The organism is Bacillus sp. FSL H8-0492 (assembly GCF_038006145.1).
Taxonomy (GTDB): Bacteria; Bacillota; Bacilli; order Bacillales; family Bacillaceae_G; genus Bacillus_A; species Bacillus_A mycoides.
Genome location: NZ_JBBOUP010000001.1, coordinates 3,515,813 through 3,533,753, shown reverse-complemented (window position 1 = coordinate 3,533,753; position 17,941 = coordinate 3,515,813). Strand labels below are relative to the sequence as shown.

Genomic DNA, 17,941 nt, shown 5'->3' with positions numbered 1-17,941 from the left:
AATCATGAAATCTGTTACATTAGACAAATTAGATCGTCCTTTAAAGGATTTACGTATTTCTGTTACTGATCGCTGTAATTTTCGCTGTCGATATTGTATGCCAGAAGAAATATTTGGTCGTGATTATTCTTTTTTGTCTAATGATAAAATTTTATCTTTTGATGAAATTGAAAGGATTACACGTATTTTCGTTTCTTTAGGTGTAAGAAAGTTACGTATTACAGGAGGAGAGCCTTTACTTCGAAAAGACTTACCTGAACTCATACAGCGGTTAAACGAAATTGATGGAGTAGAGGATATCGGTTTAACGACAAATGGATCATTACTTAAAAAGTTCGCTCCAGATTTATATAAGGCGGGTTTATCTCGTGTAACAGTTAGTTTAGACTCGTTAAATGAAGAACGATTCTCTTATTTAAATGGGAATAGAAGTAAAGTAAAAACGGTTCTTGCAGGAATACAGGCTGCGGCGGAAGCCGGAATGAAAATTAAAATGAACATGGTTGTTCAAAAAGGGAAAAATGAACAAGACATCGTTCAGATGGCAGAGTACTTTAAAGAGAATAAGCATATCCTTCGGTTCATTGAATATATGGATGTCGGAAATTTTAACGGCTGGGAATTAGGCGAAGTAGTTTCTAAGCAAGAAATAGTAGAGATGATCCATAAAGTTATGCCGCTTGAACGTATTGAAGCGAACTATCCTGGTGAAGTTGCGACACGTTATCGCTATATCGGTAGTGATGAAGAAATAGGAATTATTTCATCCGTAACAGATTCGTTCTGTTCATCATGTACAAGAGCGCGTATTTCTGCAGAAGGAAAATTGTATACATGTTTGTTTGCTTCTAAAGGAAACGATCTTAAAGAATTACTTCGCTTTGGATATACGGATGAGGAGATTACTAATGTTATTCGTGACATTTGGAATAATCGTTCAGACCGTTATTCAGACGAACGGTTAAGCAATACGAATAAAAAAGCAATGCCGAAAATTGAAATGTCGCATATCGGTGGCTGAGAAGCTACTAAGAATGTAGATTCTCTTTGTTAACGTAAATAGTGGGAAATGTGCAAGTTTTGTACACTTTCTATGAGTATAGTAAAAATGATGATTGATATTTCTGTAAGAGATATGCAGAGAGATTAAGCAGCATTCAAAAATCCTTACGATGTTAAGGTTTTTTGGTGCTGCTTTTTTTGATTAGAAAAATGGAGGAATTGGTTATGGCATTTCATAAACCGGAACAAATCGCGGCACTTGTGATTGAATCCGGTGTTCAAAAGGTGGGGCAACCGCTATCCGCGATGCTTATTCTTGGCTTTTTAGGAGGAGCATTCATTTCGTTAGGATTTTTACTTAATATTCGTGTTCTAGGTAATGTACCGGAGCAATGGGGAAGTTTAGTCAATTTTATAGGAGGAGCGGTTTTTCCAATCGGACTTATGCTCGTTGTTTTGGCGGGAGGAGAATTAATTACAGGAAATATGATGTCAATGGCTATGGCACTGTATGCACGGAAAATTTCATTGAAACATGTGTTACACAATTGGACCTGGATTACTTTAACTAATTTCGTCGGTGCGCTTTTCGTAGCGTATTGTTTCGGTCATCTTGGCGGGCTTACAGAGGGGGCGTATTTAAATAAAACGATAGCGATAGCTCAAGATAAGTTACATGAATCTTTCGGGAGAACGTTAATTTTAGCAATTGGTTGTAACTGGCTCGTTTGCCTAGCAATTTGGTTAGCATATGGAACGAATGATTTAATTGGGAAGATTGTTGGGATTTGGATTCCGATTATGGCGTTTGTCGTAATTGGGTTTCAGCAAGTAGTAGCAAATATGTTTGTCATTTCAGCCGTGATTTTTGCGGGTCACCTTACGTGGATGGATCTTGCGAAAAACTTTGTACCAGTCTTTATCGGAAATGTAATTGGCGGAGCTGGATTTGTTGGATTCGCTTATTTTTCTTGTTATCAGAAACAAAGTGCTACCGAAGAAGATGTATTGAAAAAATAACAGTATTTGAAAGGAAGGCACCTCATGATAGAGCGGTATTCACGACAACAGTTGTTCACTCCTATTGGAAAAGAAGGGCAAGAGAAAATTAGAAATAAGCATGTATTAATAATAGGGGCAGGTGCATTAGGAAGTGCAAGTGCAGAAAGCTTTGTACGTGCAGGTATCGGGAAATTAACGATTATTGATCGCGATTACGTAGAATGGAGTAATTTACAGCGGCAACAACTTTACGCTGAACAAGATGCGATAGAAAAGTTGCCAAAAGCAATCGCAGCGCAGAATCGTCTCAAACAAATTAATTCAGACGTGCAAATTCAGGCGCTAGTAATGGATGCAAGAGTAGATAATATGGAAGCTTTATTAGGTGGTGTCGATGTCATTATTGATGCCACAGATAATTTCGATATTCGGTTTGTAATCAATGATATATCACAAAAATACAATATCCCTTGGATTTACGGTTCTTGTGTCGGAAGTTATGGCATGAGCTATACAATTATTCCGAAGAAAACACCGTGCTTACATTGTGTACTGAAAAGTGTTCCTGTTACAGGGGCGACGTGTGACACAGTTGGAATTATTAGTCCAGCTGTTCAAATCGTTGCAGCTTACCAAGTGGCAGAAGCATTCAAAATTTTAGTAGAAGACTATGAAGCAGTTCGGAAAACTTTTTTAATGTTTGATATATGGAGTAATCAATATCATTCTATCAAACTAGGGAAAATTAAAACGGAAGACTGTCCTTCGTGCGGAACAAATAGAACTTATCCTTATTTATCATACGAAAATCAAACGAAGACAGCTGTGTTATGTGGAAGAAATACAGTTCAAATTAGACCGGCGCATAATAGACATTACAACTTTGATGAGTTAGAAAAAGTATTAAAGAACCACGGGAAAGTTGATCGGAATCCGTATTTGCTCTCTTGCCAATTAGAAGAGTATCGCATCGTCATTTTTCATGATGGTCGTGTATTTATTCACGGCACGAATGAAATTCAAAAAGCGAAACAACTATACTATCGGTTATTAGGATAATAGAGAGGGATTGGTAATGATGGAAAGAAGAGTGCCAATTACAGTTGAAGAGGCTGTTCATAAAGTGATGGCATTTGTTAATTGTGGCGTAAAAGAACTAGTACCACTGGAATTAGCATACGGACGTACGTTAGCAGACGATATAGTAGCGAATCACGATGTTCCTTCCTTCGATCGCTCGCCATATGATGGATTTGCTATTAGGGCAGAAGATACTTTACGAGCAAGTCGTGAGAATCCAATCGTATTTGAAGTCATCGGTGAAATTGGAGCAGGTACCGTATTTCCTAAAGAAGTAGGAGCGTTTCAAGCAGTTCGAATTATGACAGGGGCACAAATTCCGAAAGGATGTAACGCGGTCGTCATGCTAGAACTGACTCGTCATCGTCAATATGAGAATATCGGAAAAAGCTATATGGAAGTGCGACGCTCATTTAAAGAAGGGGACAATATATCCTTTCAAGGTGAAGATGTTCAGAAAGGAACCGTTCTCGCAAAAAGAGGTAGTTACATTAATCCGGGTATTTCAGCTCTTCTTGCTACATTCGGTTATAGCGAAGTGCCAGTAGCGAAAAAACCCATAATTGGACTATTAGCGACTGGGAGTGAACTTCTCGATGTAAATGAAGAACTACAACCTGGGAAAATCCAAAATAGTAATACGTATATGATATCGTCTCAAATTCGAAGAGCAGGTGGAAGAGTAAAATACTTCGGGAAGTTTAGCGACGATTTGAATACGTGCTACGAAGCAGTGAAGAAAGCGTTAAGTGAAGTGGATATGTTAATTACAACTGGTGGTGTTTCGGTAGGCGACTATGACTATTTGCCAGCTATATACGAAAAATTAGGCGCATCAGTTCTTTTTAATAAAGTAGCCATGCGGCCGGGTAGCGTCACGACTGTAGCGCAATTAAACGGAAAATTATTATTTGGATTATCAGGGAATCCATCTGCTTGCTATGTAGGTTTTGAATTATTCGTAAAACCTAGCATACGGACGTATATGTTTAGCGAAAAACCACATGTAAAACGAGAAAAGGCAATACTCGGAGAAGATTTTCTAAAACCGAATCCATTTACAAGATTTGTGCGAGCTAAGCTTCAGTATAACGAAGGACAACTAATCGCTTATCCATCAGGATTTGATAAATCTAGTTCTGTTTCTTCATTAACGGAATCAAATGTTTTTATCGTACTATTAGGCGGAACGAGAGGATATAAGAAAGGAATGTTTGTAGATGTTCTCTTATTAGAAGATAACGAAGGTAGTGAATGGCCTTGGACATTACGTAAAGTGGGGAGAGGTTTTGATGGGACAAGCACGATTTGAAATTGTAGATACTCCGATTGTAGTGGAAGAAGTAACGGATAAAGTAGCAAGAAGAGAAGCCGGAGCCATTACAACTTTTATTGGAACGGTAAGAGAAGTAACGAAAGGAAAACGAACGTTACTTCTTGAGTATGAAGCATATAAACCGATGGCGGTAAAAAAGCTTACTGAAATTGGAGAAGAAATTAAGAAGCAGTGGCCGGATGCAAAAATAGCAATTACGCACCGAGTAGGACGACTAGAAATAATGGATATTGCCGTTGTCATTGCAGTATCGTCGCCGCATCGTAAAGTAGCTTATGAAGCGAATGAATACGCAATTGAACGTATAAAGAGAATCGTCCCAATTTGGAAAAAAGAATTTTGGGAAGATGGAACGGAGTGGATTGGAGATCAACTTGAAAATACTCCATATCCAGAAGGAAAACCAAAGAAAGAAGAATGAGAAAATGATTACAATTTTACTGTTCGCAAATTTGCGAGAAGAAGTCGGTTCAGAGAGATTAGTAATGATAGAAAAACGAGAGATGACTGTTCATCAATTGAAAAAATGGCTGAAAGATAACTATCACTTACAGACGCTAGAAAAAGTTATGGTAGCAATCAATGAAGAATTTGTAACGGACGAAGATATTGTAAGAGCTGGAGATACTGTCGCGTTTATCCCACCTGTAAGTGGAGGGTAATTTTTTTATTCGAGTATTAAATCTTTCATACGTTAAGGAGGATCATTATGAGTGAATTTTCGCACTGGAATGAAGAGGGCAGAGCCAAAATGGTTGATATCTCTCAAAAGGATATTTCAGCACGCACAGCTGTTGCGCAAAGTACGATTTCTTTATCAAATGAATTATTTGAGGCAATTCAAAGTGGTGGATTGAAAAAAGGTGACCCGCTTCAAGTGGCACAAGTTGCTGGCATAATCGGTGCTAAAAAAACAGCGGATATTATTCCGATGTGTCACCCGATATTAATACAAGGGACAGACTTTACGTTCCATTATGAAAAGAAAACCGATGGCTATGAGTTGATCATACGAGCAACAATAACATGCAGCGGCAAAACAGGTGTAGAAATGGAAGCGTTAACGGCCGTATCAATCGCTGCCCTTACTTTTTACGATATGTGTAAAGCTGTTGATAAAACGATGGTCATGAAAGAAACATATTTAGTTCAAAAAACGGGTGGGAAAAGCGGAGACTTTTTTCATCCCGTAAAATAATTATAATGGAAGGAATGTGCATGATGATTACTCACGAACAAATTATGAACGCTTTAAGCCATGTAGAAGATCCAGAATTACACAAAAGTATTGTGGAATTAAACATGGTAAGGAATATACAAATTGATGGTACAGAAGTTGGGCTAGAAGTAGTTTTAACGATACAAGGTTGTCCGTTGAAAGCAAAAATTCAACAAGATATTGAAGAATCTCTTCGAAATATTGGGGCATCAAAAGTTTCTTTAACATTCGGCTCAATGACACCAGAAGAACGAGCGGCATTAACAGCGTCTTTAAAGAAAGAAGCTAGAACAGAAACAGGAATGCCTAGTATGCTTCGACCTGATTCAGGAGTACGTTTTATTACTGTAACGAGCGGAAAAGGGGGAGTCGGAAAATCAACTGTGACGATTAACCTTGCTACTGCTTTAGCGCGTATGGGGAAAAAGGTTGGCATTTTAGATGCAGATATATATGGATTTAGTATCCCTGCTATGATGGAAACGAATGAAAAACCAACGATGATCGATCAAACCGCAATTCCAGTCGTTAGTCACGGTGTTAAAATTATGTCGATGGGATTCTTCACAGAAGGGAATAACCCTGTTATGTGGCGTGGGCCAATGTTAAACAAATGGATTCAAAACTTCCTTGCAAACACGCATTGGGGAGAACTAGACTATCTTCTTCTAGATTTACCACCCGGAACAGGAGATGTTGCGATAGATGTCGCTGCGATGATCCCGCAAGCGAAGGAAATTATCGTTACAACTCCTCATAGTGTAGCTTCATTTGTCGCGTCTAGAGTAGGAGTCATGGCAAAACATACGAAACACGATATTTTAGGTATCGTTGAAAACATGGCATATTACGAAGAACAAGATGGCTCAAGAAACTATCTCTTCGGAAAAGGCGGCGGTGAAATGCTAGCAGAACAACTGCAAACAGAAGTAATCGCCCAAATACCATTTGCAAAACGTGAAGAGAATAAGGGATCATGTGTATATGATGAAGATTCACTCGTTGGAGAGATATTTACTTCTTTAGCGGAGGATATTATTTACAACGGATAGATTGATATGAAAGTGGGGTACATAGTACGTATGTATCCCATTTTTTATTTTATGTAGAGTTATTTCAATGGTTTTAAAGGTTATATTTAAGATTGTAATAACTTAGAGACCATTTGTGGAATTTGATTAGCCTGTGAAACAATACTCGTACTAAGAGAAACATTCATACGTTTCTCATTTTCATACAATGACTGCCTAGCATTCATACTTAAAACATTCGTGCCAATACGCATAATAGACACTTCTTATAGATTTATATAGTCGGTGTTCTAGAGCTAATAAAAGGATATGAAGAGAAAAAGGGCTTATGCTCACTTTATCTTTTTGTTTTAATAAATGGGACGAGGAAAAAATAAGCCCTGACCGCTTCTAAATATGACTGGAGCTTCTCTCCAGGCTAAAAAGAAAGCTTTTAATCTATTTATATAGAAAAAACAAACCTCTCTGCAAGCAGAGAGGTTTATTTCATGAAACTAACTCAAATGGCTTATTGTAATAATTTAGAAACCATTTGTGGAGTTTGGTTTGCTTGAGAAAGCATGCTGATACCAGCTTCGTTCAAGATTTTGAACTTAGTCATTTCAGACATTTCTTTCGCCATGTCAGCGTCTTCTACTTGAGAAGCAGCAGATGCCATACTAGATGCTTGGCTCTTAAGGTTGTTTACGTTAAAGTCAAGACGGTTTAATGTAGCACCTAGAGTTGCACGATTAGAAGCGATAGTTTCTAATGCAGCATCGATTGCTTTAACTGCAGCAGATGCATTACCTGTACCACCAGTAGCTCCACTAGTGGAATTACCTTTGATAGCGGCATTAAACATATTACCAATTGCACGAGCGGCTTCTAAAGTATTGCCAGTACCATCTGTTTTTCTAAATGAGTCAATAGCAGCAGAAATTTTTTCTACATCATCTTGGTTCATAGCGCCTTTAACCGAATTGAAAGAAGTTACAAATGTATCCATTTTTCCAGTTCTTTCAGCAGCAGATGATCCACTACCAGTAGCAGTTGTTAAATCTTCTAATGCAGTTGCTGCTGTTGTTGCAGTACCAACTTGTGTTGTTGTAATAGCAGCTTTAAATTTATCAAATACAGTATTAATGTTTTTTGCATTTTCTAATGTATTACTAGCATCAAATTTTTCGATGGCAGCTTCGAGTTTTGCAACATCATCTTTACTATAATTTGCTTTAACACTTTCAAAACTAGCTTTAAAAGCATCTACAGCCGTTGTTCTTTGAGATTCAGATTTACCTGTAGTAGCAGCATCTAAAGCCTCAATCGCATCAGCTAAGCCTTCTACAGCAGCTGTATCATCAACACCAGTTAATTTAGTACCGCTACCAGCAGCAGTGCCTGCATCAGCAATTGTTAAACCAGCAATTTTTAAAGCAGTTGTAGAAGTATCTGATAAGTTAATTTGGATTTGTTTAGATTTGTCGAATGAATCTAATGTTTGAATTGCAATAGATTTATTAGAACCATCTAAAAGCTTTTTATCATTGAATTCTGTATTTTTAGAGATGTAATCGATTTGTTCTTTTAATGCAGAGAACTCTTTGTCTAGTGCTGCTTGGTTTTTGTCTGTGTTTGTGCCGTTTGCAGATTGGTTAGCAAGGTCACGCATACGAAGTAAGATGTTAGATACTGAGTTCATTGCTGAGTCAGATGTACGGATTAAAGAAATACCGTCTTGTGTGTTGTTAGCAGCAACACCTAATCCGCTTTCACGTGCACGCATACGAGTTGCGATGGCAAGACCTGCTGCATCGTCAGAAGCGTTGTTGATACGTTTACCGCTTGATAAACGGTCCATAGAGTTGCTCATTTTTGCTTGGTTTTGGCGCATGTACTCTTGCGTACGCATGCTATTAATGTTTGTATTAATTCTCATGTTAAGAACCCCCATTTTTTTATATTGACTTTTCTGCAAATCGAAAAACGGTAATATGCGAAAAAATCGATTTCGAGATTTATTGTAAGCCTTGCTATAACGGGTGTCAACTAAAAATTCGAATTAATAAATATAAAAAAATAACAGTTTAACAATATATCCATTTTTTTATTAAAATATTATTAAAAGGATTATTGCAAACTTTTTTAAAAAACTCTAATATTAGATTATCTTTGTTTACCGAAAAGGTGATATTATGGTAGTTGGAAATATAGTAAAAGAAGTTCTTGCATATAAAAAAGGACAAATGCAGCAAAAGTTAAGTAGTCCGCAGGCGTTCGTTAGTAGCCGTTTTCAAGATCAATTGCAGAGTGAACCTGCGAAGGAGACGAAAGTTGCTAAAGAGCCGGCAAAAGTAGAAGATATGAGTCAGCCGGTACAATCTACGAAAATAGAAACGGTTGTTAATAAACCGGAAGAATCTATTAATAAAGTAGAGGAAGCGAGTAAGCCTGAGGAAAAAGCTGAAACGAAGCAAGTAGATGAAGTGCAAGTTGCACAAAAAGAGTTTGAACGACGTTTTCCAGAAACGAAAAATGAGGCTGCTGATACGTGGGGATTAACGAATAAATATAATATTCAGAAAATACGTTCTTCAAATGAAGGTAAGTATGAGGATATTATTGATCGCGTAAGTAATACATATGGAATTCCGAAAACGTTAATTCAAAAAATGATTGAAGTAGAGTCTAATTTTAATCCGAAAACGGTGTCACATGCAGGGGCGATGGGGCTGATGCAGCTTATGCCAGCGAATGTGAAAGAGATGGGTGTGAAAAATCCATTTTCACCAGCTGAAAGTATTGAAGGCGGCGTGAAAGAGTTAAGCGGTTATTTAAAGAAAAATAACGGTGATCTCGTATTGGCACTTGCTTCTTATAATGCTGGTCCTGGTAATGTGAGAAAGTACGGAGGCGTACCACCATTTAAAGAAACGCAAGGATATATTAAAAAAATATTAAATATCGACGTTTCGAAATAGAAAATTTCATTATATAAATAGAGAACATGAAATTTTTGTGAACATGATATGGGAGTTGGCTAGATTTGAAATTACAAGATGATATTCCGTTAACAATTTATTTTGAAATCGGAAATACGAAAAAGAAAATTGAAGATCTGCTTCATATTACGAAAGGTACATTGTATCGTCTTGAAAATTCAACGAAAAATACGGTGCGTCTTATGCTTGAGAATGAAGAGATTGGAACCGGAAAGATTTTGACGAAGAATGGGAAAATGTACGTTGAAATCGTTGAATTGAAAAGGTAGGGAAGGGGATTGTCATGAGTGGCGAAAAATTAAGCCAAGAGCAAATTGATGCCCTGCTGAAGGCGGTAAATGAAGGCGAGGAAATGCCAGCTTTCGCACAAGAAGCAGGGAAGCAAGATAAATTTCAAGAGTATGATTTTAATAGACCGGAGAAGTTTGGTGTTGAACATTTACGTAGTTTGCAGGCAATTGCGTCTACGTTTGGAAAGCAGACGTCGCAGACGTTGTCAGCGCGTATGCGTATTCCAATTGAACTCGAGCCTTCGACTGTTGAGCAAGTTCCATTTACGAGTGAGTATGTGGAGAAAATGCCGAAAGATTATTATTTATATTGCGTTATTGATCTCGGTTTACCAGAGCTTGGAGAAATTGTTATTGAGATTGATTTAGCGTTCGTTATTTATATTCATGAATGCTGGCTTGGCGGAGATAGTAAGCGTAACTTTACGATGCGCAGACCGTTAACGGCGTTTGAATTTTTAACGCTTGATAATATATTCTTGCTTCTTTGTAAAAATTTAGAGCAATCATTTGAAAGCGTTGTTGCGATTGAACCGAAGTTTGTAACGACGGAGACAGATCCGAATGCGCTGAAGATTACAACGGCAAGCGATATTATTTCATTACTGAATGTAAATATGAAAACAGAGTTTTGGAATACGACAGTTCGTATCGGTATTCCGTTCTTATCTGTTGAAGAAATTATGGATAAGTTAACGTCTGAAAATATTGTCGAACATTCTTCAGATAAGCGTAAAAAGTATACGTCTGAAGTAGAAGTGAAAGTAAATCAAGTGTATAAACCTGTCCATGTTGCGGTTGGTGAGCAGAAGATGACAATGGGCGAGATTGAGCAAATTGAAGAAGGCGATATTATTCCGCTTCATACAAAGGTTTCAGACCAACTACGTGGTTATGTAGATGGAAAGCATAAATTTAATTGTTTTATCGGGAAAGATGGAACGCGTAAGGCGCTCCTATTTAAAAGTTTTATAGAGTAGGAGGATCCATATGAAGCATGAAGTATCTCCTGTGTCATTAATGGGATTAGAAGAATTTGCAGGGAAGCGAAATGAAGCGGGGAAGGCACATATTGATACCGTTTCAGACATTTCGATTGAACTTGGAGTAAAGCTTGGGAAGTCATCTATTACGCTTGGTGATGTGAAGCAGTTAAAAGTTGGCGATGTTCTTGAAGTAGAGAAAAATTTAGGACATAAAGTAGATGTATATTTAAGTGATATGAAAGTCGGTATTGGTGAGGCAATCGTAATGGACGAGAAGTTTGGCATTATTATTTCTGAAATTGAAGCTGATAAGAAACATGCAGCGCTTATGAAGGCACAAAATCAAATGCAGGATAAAGAGTAGAGGAGGAGTCATATGTCGTATATGACGACCTTATTTCAAGTCGTTTTACTGTTTGGTGCGCTCGGCTATGGTGCATATTATATGACGAAAAAGACACGCAAACAGCAGTTTTTTAAGCAAGGTGAAAATGGACACATTCAAGTGAAAGACGGTGTTTATTTAAATCATCAAACGAGCGCCTTTTTATTTGAAGTGGACGGAAAGCAAGTGTTCACTGTTATTAGTAATAACGGTGTACAATCTGTGCAGTTAACAGGAACAGGAAATCAGTTTCAACAAGCGTTAGAAGACGCGGTGAAGAGTGAAACGAAAAAAGTAGAGGATCCATCATGAGAATAAAGAAACAGTTATCGTTATTTGCCGTTATTTTCGCATTTTCTATTATTTTTTCATTTGTTTTTGTAAATCCAGCGTATGCAGCCCCGAACGGCTTTATTAATTTCGAAAATGGAAAAGAGTTTACGAGTAATTCAAGTGTACAACTATTCGCGCTCGTTACCCTTCTATCATTATCTTCTTCTATCGTTCTTTTATTTACGCATTTTACTTATTTTATGATTGTTCTTGGGATTACTCGTCAAGGGCTTGGGGTTATGAATTTACCACCGAACCAAGTGCTTGTTGGACTCGCATTATTTTTATCGCTGTTTACAATGCAGCCAGTGCTTGGTCAATTAAAGAGTGATGTGTGGGACCCGATGACGAAAGAAAAAATAACAGTAAGTCAAGCTGCGGAGACGACAGCTCCGATTATGAAAGATTATATGTCGAAGCATACGTATAAGCATGATTTGAAAATGATGCTTAAAGTGCGTGGAGAAGAGTTGCCGAAAGATTTAAAGGATCTTTCACTGTTTACGCTTGTGCCATCCTTTACGTTAACGCAAATTCAAAAAGGTTTACTTACAGGGATGTTCATTTATTTAGCGTTTGTCTTTATTGATTTAATTATTAGTACACTTTTAATGTACCTTGGGATGATGATGGTACCGCCGATGATTTTAAGTTTACCATTTAAAATACTCGTTTTCGTATATTTAGGTGGATATACAAAAATCGTCGATATTATGTTTAAGACGGTCGCCTGAAGCGTTTGATGCTATGTGATAGGAGTCATATAAATGAATACGTCACCAATTATAGATATTTTCCAAACCTTTTTTTATAAAGGGGTTATGATTTTAATGCCGATTGCCGTTGTAAGTATGATTGTCGTTATTATTATCGCCGTTATTATGGCGATGATGCAAATTCAAGAGCAAACGCTGACGTTTTTACCGAAAATGGCGAGTATTGTGCTCGTTATTATCATTTTAGGTCCGTGGATGTTTCAAGAGTTAACGATGCTTATTTTAGATTTATTTGATAAAATCCCATCGCTATTGCGTTCGTACTAAGATAGGTGAACTGAAATGAATATGGAATTATGGGCGGCGACGTTTTTTGCGTTTTGTCGCATTACTTCATTTTTATATTTTCTACCGTTTTTCTCAGGCCGATCAATTCCGGCGATGGCAAAGGTTACATTTGGACTCGCTCTTTCGATTACAGTGGCAGATCAAGTGGATGTCTCTCACATAAAGACAGTTTGGGATGTAGCAGCTTATGCAGGAACGCAAATTGTAATTGGGTTATCACTTTCAAAAATTGTAGAGATGCTGTGGAACATTCCGAAAATGGCAGGGCATATTTTAGACTTTGATATCGGTTTATCACAGGCGAGTTTATTTGATGTAAATGCAGGGTCACAGTCCACTTTGCTATCAACAATTTTTGATATATTTTTTCTTATTATTTTTATTTCACTGGGCGGCATTAACTATTTCGTTGCCACGATTTTAAAGTCGTTTCAATATACAGAGGCGATTTCAAAATTGTTGACGACTAGTTTTTTAGATAGTCTACTCGCAACGTTATTATTTGCAATTACATCAGCGGTTGAAATTGCTTTGCCACTTATGGGCAGTCTATTCATTATTAATTTCGTCCTTATTTTAATTGCAAAAAATGCACCGCAATTAAACGTTTTTATGAATGCGTACGTAATTAAAATAACGTGTGGTATTTTGTTTATTGCGATGAGTGTACCGATGCTCGGTTATGTGTTTAAAAATATGACAGACGTATTACTGGAAGAGTATACGAAACTATTTAACTTTTTCTTAACGAAGTAGGGGGACGCGCATGGCAAAGGATAATAAAACAGAAAAGGCCACCCCGCAGAAGCGTAAAAAATCGCGTGAAGAAGGGAATATCGCCCGGAGTAAAGATTTAAATAATTTATTTTCCATTCTTGTATTAGCAGTTGTCGTTTACTTCTTCGGAGATTGGCTCGGTTTTGAGATTGCGAATTCCGTAGCGGTGCTGTTTGATCAAATTGGAAAAAATACAGATTCGACCGAGTATTTTTATTTAATGGGCATATTACTTCTGAAAGTATCAGCTCCTATATTAATACTCGTATACGCTTTTCATTTATTCAATTATATGATTCAAGTCGGTTTCTTATTTTCTTCTAAAGTACTTAAGCCGAAAGCATCACGTATTAATCCGAAAAACTATTTTACGAGATTGTTTAGTCGTAAAAGTTTAGTAGATATTTTGAAATCACTGTTTTATATGGGATTAATCGGTTACGTTTCGTACGTTCTCTTTAAAAAGAATTTAGAGAAGATTGTTAGTATGATTGGATTTAACTGGACAGCGTCACTTACTGAAATTATTAGCCAAATTAAATTTATCTTTCTAGCCATTTTAATTATTTTAATCATTCTTTCTATTATTGATTTCATTTATCAAAAATGGGAGTACGAACAAGATATTAAGATGAAAAAAGAAGAAGTGAAACAAGAGCATAAAGATAATGAAGGGGACCCGCAAGTAAAGGGGAAACGAAAAAACTTTATGCATGCCATCTTGCAAGGGACAATTGCGAAGAAGATGGATGGTGCAACGTTTATTGTGAATAACCCGACGCATATTTCGGTTGTACTTCGTTACAATAAACAAGTTGATGCAGCGCCTATTGTCGTTGCAAAAGGGGAAGATGAGCTCGCATTATATATACGAACGCTTGCCCGGGAACAAGAAATACCAATGGTGGAAAACCGTCCGCTTGCTCGTTCTTTATATTATCAAGTTGAGGAAGATGAGACGATTCCAGAAGATTTATACGTAGCTGTAATTGAAGTTATGCGCTATTTAATTCAAACGAAAGAACTTGAAGTATAATAGCGCGTTTGGAGGGGATCTCTTTGTTTAAGATGGATTCTGCAAGAACCTATTTTTCTATCTTTTTAGCAGCGTCATTCGTTGTGGCGCTCTTAATTCCACTTCCACCATTTATACTTGATATCGTTATCGTTTTTCTACTAAGTATGTCAGTGCTTATTTATATGCGAGCTACAAGTATTAACGAGTGGGATGAATTAAAGTCATTTCCGACGATGTTGTTATTAATCGGGATTTTCCGCGTATCGATTAACGTTTCGACGACGCGAGCGATTTTAACAGACGGAAATGCGGGTCATGTTATTGAAGAGTTCGGCCAGTTCGTAATTGGCGGAAACTTATTAATTGGTATCGTTATTTTTATAGTATTAATCATATTCCAGTTTATCGTTGCAAACGGTGCGTCTCGTACAGCTGAAGTAGCAGCTCGTTTTACACTTGATTCTTTACCAGGGAAACAAATGTCTATCGATGCTGACTTGAATCAGCGTCTTATTACAGAAAAAGATGCACAGGCGAAACGAAAAAAATTAAATATGGAAACAGAGTTTTACGGAGCGATGGATGGTGCCGGAAAGTTCATTAAAGGGGACGTTATTTTCGGGATTGTCATTTTATTCGTAAACATTATTTTCGGCTTAATTGTTGGTATGATGCAGCAAGGAATGAGCTTTGCAGATGCGGCTATTCACTATACACAGTTAACTGTTGGTGACGGAATTGTAAACCAAATCGGTTCGTTAATGCTTGCGATTTCAACAGGTATTATCGTAACGCGAGTATTTGACGGTTCACCTGATACAGTAACTGAAGGAATCTTTAAAGAGTTATTAGCGCATGAAGTTGTTGTATATGCGCTTGGTGGTTTATTTATCGCAATGGGTGTTTTTACACCGTTACCATTTCTACCATTTGCTCTCGTTGGTGGAACAATTATCTTCTTAGGAATTCGCAATAAAAAGCGAATAAAGAAAGAAAAAGAAGAAGAGCTCCAAAAAGAATTGGAAATGATTCAAGGCGAGGATGAGCAATTGCAACAAGTGGAAGATTCATTCGGAGTCTTTACAGATAAATATCCAATTATTGTAGAGCTTGGTTTAGATTTAGCGGCACTTGTAAAGCAGAAGATAAACGGGGAAACAGCTCGTGATAAAGTTGTTCTTATGAGGAAGTCAATTATTACTGACCTTGGTATTAACGTTCCTGGAATTAACTTTAAAGATAATACGAGTTTTAGACCGCGCGGACGTTACATTATTCGTATTAAAGGTGCGAAAGCTGCTGAAGGAGTTTTAAAATCAGGTTATTTACTAGCACTGAAAACACCGAACGTAATGGCTGATTTAGATGCAGAGCCAGCGAAAGATCCAATCTTCGGTGAAGATGGATATTGGATTTTGGAGCATATGGTACAAGATGCACAAATGAAAGGCTATCAAGTGTTAGAGCCGCTCAGCATATTAATTACGCATTTAGATGTTGTCGTTAGACGTAATCTTCATGAGTTAATTCAGCGTCAACATGTGAAAGACTTGATTAACTCGCTTGAAACTGATAATGGCGTTTTATTAGAAGAAATTAAGAAGAAAGAAATCGATTTATCACTCGTGCAAAATGTTATTAAACAACTTCTGAAAGAAGGAATTTCAATTCGTGATTTACCAACAATTATTGAAGGTATTATTGACGGGAAAGAAATTTATCAAAACCATGTTGATGGTGTCACTGCATTTGTTCGTGAATGTATTTCAAAAGTTATTTGTGAGAGTGCGAAAAATCCTGATGGGAAAATTTATGCAGCGCTTTTCGCTGATTCAATCGAGCTAGATGCGGATGTTGTTAATAATTCATACCAAGGTTATTTATTAAACTGGGATTTAGATTTAGAAACGCGTGTAGTAGAACAAGTACAGCGCGTTTTCAAACAAGCGCGTTTAATGGGAAGAGAGCCAGTATTATTAACACGCAGAAAAGATTTCAGATTTGCGATTGTGAGACTTCTTGAACGTTATCAAATAGAAGCTAAAGTATTATGTATTAGTGAATTGGCACCAGAAATTGTTGTAGATCAAATTGCTTATATTGAATAGTAGGGGGTGAAGTAATGGAAAGTACAGAAAAAAAAGAAGCGTTAATGCGAATAAAAGCAGCTTCGAAAAATGAATTGTATCGAAAGTTATTTGACCAATATGGTACAGATTATTACTACGTTGTCGATGAAAGTGTAAAACGAAACATCCCGTTTTTTTGGAAGAAGAATTATGAAATGTTAGTCGCTTTTCCTGAAGATAAACAGGAAGAAAGTAACGAAGGCATAGCTCAGTTTCATGAACAATTAATGGATGTTGTAAATGAACCTTCAGAAGAAATCGTGAAGGTAAATGGAATTCAATCTGTCTTGCACAATTTAGAAAACGTAACGACTTCTATGTCGTACGCGGCGATGCAAACAGGAAATAGTGAAGAATGGGCAAGAAAAAAAGAGAAACTATTACAACTGTTTGAAAAAGGGATTGTCGTTGTGAAACGTACGGAAGAGGCGAAAGTAACGAAAAAACAGCCTACTGTGAAACAAGCTGTTCCTGTAAAGAAAGAAGAAGTAGTTGTTAAAAAAGAAAAGCAGGAATCTGTGCCATTTATTATTCAAAAAGTAATTCGGATGTTAGAACAAAACGATGTGGAACAATATTTCATTCATGCATATGCTGAAAAATTAAAAGTGAAGTTTGAGAATGCAACGATGATTACAGAAGAGGAAGTCATCGGATACATATTGGAAGATATGAGATCTCATTTCAATACTGAAAACGTATTTGAAAAAGAAGTACAAACGATTGCATTAATCGGTCCAACTGGCGTTGGAAAAACGACGACACTTGCGAAAATGGCATGGCAGTTTCACGGTAAGAAAAAAACGGTTGGTTTTATTACAACAGACCACTCTCGCATTGGAACAGTGCAGCAACTGCAAGATTACGTGAAAACAATTGGATCAGAAGTTATCGCTGTGCGGGATGAAGCCGCAATGGCACGGGCGCTTACTTATTTTAAAGAAGAAGCGCGCGTCGATTATATTTTAATAGATACAGCCGGAAAAAATTATCGTACGTCAGAAACGGTTGAAGAAATGATTGAGACGATGGGGCAAGTAGAGCCAGATTATATTTGTTTAACGTTATCAGCTTCTATGAAAAGTAAAGACATGATTGAAATCATTACGAACTTTAAAGATATTCATATTGATGGTATCGTGTTTACGAAATTTGATGAAACAGCGAGTAGTGGTGAATTGTTGAAAATTCCAGCAGTTTCATCGGCTCCAATTGTATTAATGACAGACGGACAAGACGTGAAGCAACATATACATATCGCTACAGCTGAACATTTAGCAAAACAAATGTTACAAACATCGTAAGAAA

At 37.1% G+C, this 17,941-nt stretch carries 20 protein-coding genes and 1 pseudogene; 19 read left to right on the top strand and 2 right to left on the bottom strand.

What is annotated here, in order from left to right:
* The first annotated feature begins 4 nt into the window (after window positions 1-4).
* The 8 genes from moaA to MHH66_RS18045 all read left to right on the top strand — a co-directional run bounded on the left by moaA (window position 5) and on the right by MHH66_RS18045 (window position 6,691).
* The gene (moaA, locus tag MHH66_RS18080) at window positions 5-1,021 is read left to right on the top strand and encodes a GTP 3',8-cyclase MoaA (RefSeq protein ID WP_078184242.1); all 1,017 of its coding nucleotides are present in this window, start codon (window positions 5-7) and stop codon (window positions 1,019-1,021) included.
* Window positions 1,022-1,227: 206 nt separating this feature from the next.
* Window positions 1,228-2,022: a formate/nitrite transporter family protein gene (locus MHH66_RS18075; protein ID WP_078184243.1), complete on the top strand. Its 795-nt coding sequence runs from the start codon at window positions 1,228-1,230 to the stop codon at window positions 2,020-2,022.
* A gap of 24 nt (window positions 2,023-2,046) precedes the next feature.
* Window positions 2,047-3,063, top strand: coding sequence for a molybdopterin-synthase adenylyltransferase MoeB (locus MHH66_RS18070; RefSeq protein ID WP_002141134.1), 1,017 nt, complete (start codon window positions 2,047-2,049; stop codon window positions 3,061-3,063).
* A 16-nt stretch (window positions 3,064-3,079) separates the two neighbouring features.
* Window positions 3,080-4,396, top strand: a complete 1,317-nt coding sequence (locus MHH66_RS18065; RefSeq protein ID WP_078184244.1) for a molybdopterin molybdotransferase MoeA — start codon at window positions 3,080-3,082, stop codon at window positions 4,394-4,396.
* Window positions 4,377-4,841 carry a molybdenum cofactor biosynthesis protein MoaE gene (locus MHH66_RS18060; protein ID WP_078184245.1) on the top strand — a complete coding sequence of 155 codons (465 nt, stop codon included), beginning with the start codon at window positions 4,377-4,379 and terminating at the stop codon, window positions 4,839-4,841. The genes MHH66_RS18065 and MHH66_RS18060 overlap by 20 nt, the downstream gene beginning before the upstream one ends.
* Window positions 4,842-4,845: 4 nt before the next feature.
* Window positions 4,846-5,082, top strand: a complete 237-nt coding sequence (gene moaD / locus MHH66_RS18055) for a molybdopterin converting factor subunit 1 (protein WP_078184246.1) — start codon at window positions 4,846-4,848, stop codon at window positions 5,080-5,082.
* Window positions 5,083-5,129: 47 nt separating this feature from the next.
* On the top strand, window positions 5,130-5,618 hold the full coding sequence (gene moaC, locus MHH66_RS18050; protein WP_078184247.1) for a cyclic pyranopterin monophosphate synthase MoaC: 489 nt from the start codon (window positions 5,130-5,132) through the stop codon (window positions 5,616-5,618).
* Window positions 5,619-5,638: 20 nt separating this feature from the next.
* Complete coding sequence (locus tag MHH66_RS18045; RefSeq protein WP_078184248.1) at window positions 5,639-6,691, top strand: P-loop NTPase; 1,053 nt, start codon at window positions 5,639-5,641, stop codon at window positions 6,689-6,691.
* A 152-nt stretch (window positions 6,692-6,843) separates the two neighbouring features.
* Here MHH66_RS18045 and MHH66_RS18040 read toward each other — a convergent pair.
* Both MHH66_RS18040 and MHH66_RS18035 read right to left on the bottom strand, forming a co-directional pair.
* Window positions 6,844-6,924: pseudogene (locus tag MHH66_RS18040) on the bottom strand (flagellin); the annotation flags it as partial.
* A 254-nt stretch (window positions 6,925-7,178) separates the two neighbouring features.
* A complete protein-coding gene (locus MHH66_RS18035; protein ID WP_078184249.1) occupies window positions 7,179-8,588 on the bottom strand; it encodes a flagellin N-terminal helical domain-containing protein in 1,410 nt (469 codons plus the stop codon).
* Between the two features lie 256 nt (window positions 8,589-8,844).
* Between MHH66_RS18035 and MHH66_RS18030 the strand changes: the two genes are divergently transcribed.
* The 11 genes from MHH66_RS18030 to flhF all read left to right on the top strand — a co-directional run bounded on the left by MHH66_RS18030 (window position 8,845) and on the right by flhF (window position 17,937).
* On the top strand, window positions 8,845-9,630 hold the full coding sequence (locus tag MHH66_RS18030) for a lytic transglycosylase domain-containing protein (protein ID WP_078184250.1): 786 nt from the start codon (window positions 8,845-8,847) through the stop codon (window positions 9,628-9,630).
* 65 nt (window positions 9,631-9,695) lie between these two features.
* Window positions 9,696-9,920 carry a flagellar motor switch protein FliN gene (locus MHH66_RS18025; RefSeq protein WP_000775712.1) on the top strand — a complete coding sequence of 75 codons (225 nt, stop codon included), beginning with the start codon at window positions 9,696-9,698 and terminating at the stop codon, window positions 9,918-9,920.
* Window positions 9,921-9,934: 14 nt separating this feature from the next.
* Complete coding sequence (fliM, locus tag MHH66_RS18020) at window positions 9,935-10,921, top strand: flagellar motor switch protein FliM (RefSeq protein WP_002011997.1); 987 nt, start codon at window positions 9,935-9,937, stop codon at window positions 10,919-10,921.
* Window positions 10,922-10,931: 10 nt separating this feature from the next.
* Window positions 10,932-11,291, top strand: coding sequence for a flagellar motor switch protein FliN (gene fliN, locus MHH66_RS18015; RefSeq protein ID WP_002011996.1), 360 nt, complete (start codon window positions 10,932-10,934; stop codon window positions 11,289-11,291).
* Window positions 11,292-11,303: 12 nt separating this feature from the next.
* Window positions 11,304-11,624 carry a hypothetical protein gene (locus MHH66_RS18010; RefSeq protein WP_000121176.1) on the top strand — a complete coding sequence of 107 codons (321 nt, stop codon included), beginning with the start codon at window positions 11,304-11,306 and terminating at the stop codon, window positions 11,622-11,624.
* Window positions 11,621-12,379: a flagellar type III secretion system pore protein FliP gene (locus MHH66_RS18005; protein WP_002126633.1), complete on the top strand. Its 759-nt coding sequence runs from the start codon at window positions 11,621-11,623 to the stop codon at window positions 12,377-12,379. Before MHH66_RS18010 ends, MHH66_RS18005 begins: the two co-directional genes overlap by 4 nt.
* A gap of 33 nt (window positions 12,380-12,412) precedes the next feature.
* Window positions 12,413-12,688 (top strand): flagellar biosynthetic protein FliQ, encoded by a 276-nt coding sequence (locus MHH66_RS18000; protein WP_002011993.1) that lies wholly within the window; start codon window positions 12,413-12,415, stop codon window positions 12,686-12,688.
* 15 nt (window positions 12,689-12,703) lie between these two features.
* The gene (locus MHH66_RS17995; protein WP_001055697.1) at window positions 12,704-13,465 is read left to right on the top strand and encodes a flagellar biosynthetic protein FliR; all 762 of its coding nucleotides are present in this window, start codon (window positions 12,704-12,706) and stop codon (window positions 13,463-13,465) included.
* A gap of 10 nt (window positions 13,466-13,475) precedes the next feature.
* Window positions 13,476-14,522, top strand: a complete 1,047-nt coding sequence (flhB, locus tag MHH66_RS17990; RefSeq protein WP_002166036.1) for a flagellar type III secretion system protein FlhB — start codon at window positions 13,476-13,478, stop codon at window positions 14,520-14,522.
* Window positions 14,523-14,545: 23 nt separating this feature from the next.
* Window positions 14,546-16,612 (top strand): flagellar biosynthesis protein FlhA, encoded by a 2,067-nt coding sequence (gene flhA / locus MHH66_RS17985; protein ID WP_078184251.1) that lies wholly within the window; start codon window positions 14,546-14,548, stop codon window positions 16,610-16,612.
* A 14-nt stretch (window positions 16,613-16,626) separates the two neighbouring features.
* Entirely contained in the window at window positions 16,627-17,937 is a 1,311-nt protein-coding gene (gene flhF, locus MHH66_RS17980; RefSeq protein WP_078184252.1) for a flagellar biosynthesis protein FlhF, read from the top strand.
* Window positions 17,938-17,941 lie beyond the last annotated feature (4 nt).